This window comes from Microcystis sp. LEGE 08355 (assembly GCF_015207185.1).
Classification (GTDB): Bacteria; Cyanobacteriota; Cyanobacteriia; order Cyanobacteriales; family Microcystaceae; genus Microcystis; species Microcystis panniformis.
This window is the reverse complement of sequence record NZ_JADEXI010000308.1, coordinates 1-5,625: the sequence shown is the minus strand read 5'-3', so window position 1 is coordinate 5,625 and position 5,625 is coordinate 1. Positions and strand designations below refer to the sequence as shown.

General features: G+C 41.9%; 4 protein-coding genes. All 4 read left to right on the top strand.

Going from position 1 to position 5,625, the window contains the following annotated elements:
* Positions 1-261 precede the first annotated feature (261 nt).
* The 4 genes from glpX (at position 262) to IQ242_RS15445 (ending at position 4,983) form a co-directional block, all read left to right on the top strand.
* On the top strand, positions 262-1,299 hold the full coding sequence (glpX, locus tag IQ242_RS15460; protein WP_052277789.1) for a class II fructose-bisphosphatase: 1,038 nt from the start codon (positions 262-264) through the stop codon (positions 1,297-1,299).
* Between the two features lie 184 nt (positions 1,300-1,483).
* On the top strand, positions 1,484-2,770 hold the full coding sequence (locus IQ242_RS15455) for a glutamyl-tRNA reductase (protein ID WP_193960571.1): 1,287 nt from the start codon (positions 1,484-1,486) through the stop codon (positions 2,768-2,770).
* Between the two features lie 338 nt (positions 2,771-3,108).
* Positions 3,109-4,287 carry a DUF262 domain-containing protein gene (locus tag IQ242_RS15450; protein WP_193960570.1) on the top strand — a complete coding sequence of 393 codons (1,179 nt, stop codon included), beginning with the start codon at positions 3,109-3,111 and terminating at the stop codon, positions 4,285-4,287.
* A gap of 18 nt (positions 4,288-4,305) precedes the next feature.
* Complete coding sequence (locus tag IQ242_RS15445; RefSeq protein WP_193960569.1) at positions 4,306-4,983, top strand: MAE_28990/MAE_18760 family HEPN-like nuclease; 678 nt, start codon at positions 4,306-4,308, stop codon at positions 4,981-4,983.
* The last annotated feature ends 642 nt before the right edge of the window (positions 4,984-5,625 follow it).

Genomic DNA, 5,625 nt, shown 5'->3' with positions numbered 1-5,625 from the left:
AAGCAGTGTCATAACTGATCCCTTTTTTCTTAGCATAATCTGATAGTTTCATGTGAACTGCAATGTAAACTTGTACTAACCATATTAGCAGTTGTTTGCAGTCATTTGCATATATTTTTTACAAAACTTTACAATACCAGTCTCCTCCAGATGATCTGCATAAAAACTTAAGAATGATCCCCGTCTGGTGATAGACTTTTGACTGTTAAGGAAACAAACTCACTAGATAAATCATAGATCAGCTGTAGGGAGGATCATCGAGTGGAAAGTACGCTAGGGTTAGAAATTATCGAAGTGGTCGAACAGGCTGCCATTGCTTCCTCCAAGTGGATGGGTAAAGGTGAAAAAAATACCGCCGATCACGTCGCTGTGGAAGCGATGCGCGAACGGATGAATAAAATCCATATGCGCGGTCGCATCGTTATCGGAGAAGGGGAAAGAGACGAAGCTCCCATGCTCTATATTGGCGAAGAAGTGGGTATCTGTACCCAAGTTGATGCCAAACAATATTGTAATCCCGACGAATTAGTCGAAATCGATATCGCCGTCGATCCCTGCGAAGGCACTAACTTGGTTGCCTACGGTCAAAATGGTTCTATGGCCGTGTTAGCGATCTCCGAAAAAGGCGGATTATTCGCTGCCCCTGACTTTTATATGAAAAAATTAGCGGCTCCCCCAGCAGCTAAAGGTCATGTGGATATTAATAAATCGGCGACGGAAAACCTGAAAGTTCTTTCCGATTGTCTCAATCGTTCGATCGAAGAACTGGTGGTAGTAGTTATGGATCGTCCCCGTCACAAGGAATTAATCCAAGAAATCCGCAACGCTGGGGCGAGAGTTCGTCTGATCAGCGATGGTGACGTATCGGCCGCTATTTCCTGCGCTTTTTCGGGAACTAATATTCATGCTCTCATGGGTATCGGTGCCGCTCCGGAAGGGGTAATCTCGGCGGCGGCTATGCGTTGTCTGGGGGGTCACTTCCAGGGACAATTAATCTATGATCCCGAAGTGGTCAAAACCGGTTTAATCGGCGAAAGCAGAGAGGGTAATATCGCTCGTCTGCAAGAAATGGGCATCACCAATCCCGATCGCGTTTACGGTTGCGAAGAATTAGCCAGTGGCGAAACCGTCCTCTTTGCCGCCTGTGGGATCACCCCCGGCACCCTGATGGAAGGGGTACGCTTCTTCCATGGTGGCGCTCGTACCCAAAGCTTGGTTATCTCCACCCAATCGAAAACCGCTCGCTTTGTCGATACCGTTCACCTGTTCGACCAACCCAAATACATTCAACTGAGATAATTCTCTGACCGGGTGGGGTGGCCATGGCTCACCTCGCCCCCATTGGTAAAAATATATAAAGTTTTTTTTCAAACATCTTTTATTTGCATCCCGATGGGGACTAAATTGCAACAATTAGAGACATAACGCACTGATCTTTATCAATAATTTTTGTAGCCTGAGCAACATTTGTAGGAGAACATAAATGAATATTGCTGTAGTGGGCTTGAGTCACAAGACAGCCCCTGTGGAAATTCGCGAAAAATTGAGTATCCCGGAAGCGAAAATCGAGTCCGCTCTTACCCACCTCAAGGGTTATCCCCACATCCAAGAGGTGGCTATTATCAGCACCTGTAACCGTTTGGAGATCTACGCCGTGGTTACGGATACGGAAAAGGGCGTGGTGGAAATTACCCAGTTTCTCGCTGAAATCGGACATATTCCCCTTAATGTCCTGCGTCGTTATCTGTTTACCCTACTGCATCAGGATGCTGTCCGTCATCTGCTCCGGGTGTCGGCCGGTTTAGAAAGTCTTGTCCTCGGGGAAGGGCAAATTCTCGCTCAAGTTAAAAATACCCATAAATTAGCTCAAAAGTACAATACTATTAGTCAATTACTCGATCGCCTGTTTAAACAAGCGATGACTGCCGGTAAACGCGTCCGCACGGAAACCAGCATCGGCACGGGAGCCGTATCGATCAGTTCGGCGGCGGTGGAGTTAGCCCATGCTAAGGTGACAGACCTCAGCAGCAAAAAAATCGCTATTATCGGGGCAGGGAAAATGTCCCGATTATTAGTTACTCATCTTCTGGCTAAGGGTTCTCAGCAAATTGCGATCGTCAATCGCTCCCAAAGACGGGCCCAGGAGTTGGCCCGTGAATTTCCTAACCTACCGCTGCAACTATATGGCTTAGAAGAGATGATGGCTACGGTAGCGGCATCGGATATCGTCTTCACCAGTACCGGAGCCACGGAACCAATTTTAACTAAAAATTTATTGACAGAAGTGACGATTACTGCTACATCGCTGATGTTAATCGATATTTCCGTTCCCCGTAACGTCCACACCGACGTGAAGGAATTGGCACAAGTGCAAGCTTTTAACGTCGATGATCTCAAAGCGGTGGTTGCCGCCAATCAGGAAAGTCGCCGTCAGATGGCCAGGGAAGCAGAGGCACTCCTAGAGCAGGAAGTGGAAGCTTTCGAGCTTTGGTGGCGTTCTTTGGACACTGTACCGACAATTAGCTGTTTAAGAAGCAAAATTGAAGATATTCGCGAACAGGAATTAGAAAAGGCCCTCTCCCGTTTGGGGACGGAATTCGCCGAAAAACACCAAGAAGTTATCGAAGCAATGACCCGCGGTATCGTCAATAAAATCCTTCACGAACCCATGGTACAACTGCGCGCCCAACAGGATATCGAAGCGCGTAAGCGCTGTTTACAATCCCTGCAAATGCTCTTTAATCTCAGTGTCGGAGAAGAATATAGTTAGGGACTGGTAATCCACAAAAATTAAGGGCGATTCTATGGGTCTGTCAAGGTGATTTTGAGGGATTGGGGGCGAATAATTGGGCAGCATTCCCCTATCCACAATTTCAAGATTGACAGACCACTAGACGTTTGGCTGTAGAAATGCGGTAATTATGCCCAAATTGAGGGGGTGTTTAACTGATGGAAGTGGGATAGTAGGATAGAGGAGGGTGTGGGACCGCAGGGAGCGGTATAATTGATAGTTAGGCTGTTAAAAACTGAGTTCTCTCTTTCACAGAGTCGTCATCAATTCCATTGTTAGCTTGTTATACTTGGAAAAGCATACTAAGCCTGAGTAATATGGAAAACCTTGCAGAAAAAGTAGCCTTAGCAGAAAAAGTAGCCGAACTCGAAAAAGCAGTCTCAGATGAGAGAAAAAGGCTGTCGTCTGATAGACTTGACATTTCTTTTGGGGAGTTGATCAACCTATACAAAAATAATGAATTAATAATTAGACCAGAGTATCAGAGATTATTCCGATGGTCAGAAGCACAAAAAACTGCACTTATAGAATCAATTCTACTCTCGATTCCAATTCCTCCAATATTTGTGGCCGAGGATAAAAACGGTGTATGGGAATTAGTCGATGGATTGCAACGTGTTTCTACTTTCATAAGTTTTTTTGGTGAACTAAAATGTAGTGGATGGACAATTGACTATCAAGAAGATATAGACAGATCAGGAGTCGAAGAAGAAGAAATTGATGAGGAAAGCGGGGAAGAAACTGGAGGGATAAAAACTATAAATAAATGGACTTTGCAAGAAGGAGGATTGGTCAAAAGCTTGCAAGGCTTTAATATTGATAATCTTCCACCAAATCTAAAAATAAACTTGAAAAGGGCTGTTTGTAGAGTTGAAATTCTGAGAGGGGAAAGTAGTACTTCCATGAAGTATGAGTTGTTCAAAAGACTCAACTCTGGAGGTTCAAAATTAACTCCACAGGAGATAAGAAATGCAATTTATCGAGGGGTTAATCCTAGACTTAACGAGCTTTTACTAAAAGTTAGTCAAAGCACAGTTTTCAAATCTCTTACTCAATTAAGTAATGGCAAACTTAATGAATTATATGATCAAGAATTAGTTCTTAGGTTTTTTGCTTTCTACAAAAATGCTGAAAATGTTAATGAAAATATGGAGAAGTTTTTAAACGATTTTATGGAGAGAACTGTTCAGAACGCTAATTTTGACTATGATGTTTATGAATCTCTCATCATGAGAGTTTTAGAGTTAATTTACCAAATAGAAGACAACAAGATATTTAGAAACGAGAGAAACTTATTTGTTCCAGCTTATTTTGAGGGGATATTAATCGGAGTTGCTCAAAATATCGAGACGTATGCTGAAGACCTTGAACTTTTGAAATCAAAGATAACACAATTAAAAAGTGACAACGACTTCAAAAGGTATTCTGGAACCGCTTCTAATAGTAGAAGTCGGATTAGAAATCGTCTTAAAAGAGTAGATGAAATTTTTCAATAATAAACTTAGCAATAGGCTATGGATGATTTTGATAGGGCATTGCAAGAGATTATTGAGGAGAGAATATCTGTTCTTTTCGAAATTGAGAGAGCAATTTTTACGAGAAGGTACTCTCTATCTTCAAAGCATCAAGACATTTTCTCAACTCAATCAATATCGATGATTTATTCTTTATGGGAAAGCTTTATCCAAAAATCTTTCAACCTCTATATTGATGAACTTAATAAGGTTGGCAGAGATCTTCATGATTTTTGCGATGAAATAGTTATTCACCACATGGAAAACTCCTTTAAACAGTTCAAGGAATATCCTACAAATGACAATAGAAAAGTAAGGTTTTTTGCTTTACTTAAACAGTTTCACGCTGGGGATAGCTGCACTTTTTCAAGAGTTGTTAATACCGAGAGTAATGTTGGTTTCAACGTCTTAAACAAATTACTCAAAAGCTTTGCACTTGAAAAGTTTCCAGAACATTGGAAGGATTATGCACATCCGAATCCTAATTTAAAGGAATCCTTAGAGTTATTTCTGCGGTTACGCAATGCTGTAGCTCATGGAGGTGATTTAGCACCAGAGGAGAGGATTGACCAGAAAGTCTATACTAGATTTAAGAAGTTGGTGACAGATTTGATGTACGAAATCCGATTGAAAATGTTGTATGGTCTTAAACATAAAACATTCTTAAAGTCGCAGTAGCATATTGTAATAAATAGCAGGTAATAGTAATTAGCTGTAGCTGTAGGGTGCGTTCCCTGATGCAAGTCCTACTGCTCCACCAATAGATTTTTGGGAACGCACCATGCTCATTTATTGAAGCTGTGAGTCTAATGGGACTTAAACACAAAACCGAACTTTTTTTAGCTATAATCAAGTCATAGTGGGACTTAGACAAAAAACAAATCGATAAAAGCCTCAACTCCCATCCCCGCTTGGGATTTACTTCGAGAAGCTCACAATCGCTGAAACCCAGATAGATCAAGGAAAATCATAAATCGAGGTTAACCCTTTGTCCCGTAATGGTTTGAGCCTTTTTTGCTGACAGAAAACGCCTAAGTCCCACTAGGTCCATATTAGAACCCAGAAAAGCGTTCTTAAAGATATCAGTTGTGAAAGTACACCTAACTTCACCGTTAGGTGGCTTAGGTTTTCTATTGGGACAGTGCTTCTAGGTTATTTTTGATCCTAAATCCTGTTTTGCAAAGCTGATAACAACCCACATTCCGCACCCTAGTCGTTGAAATCAAAAGTTGCTCTAGCCCTTGTATAGTAAGACTTTTAGCGATTACTAAGAATTATGAAGTGTCACACTCTAGTCAGCGATCGCCAGCTTAATGAGAG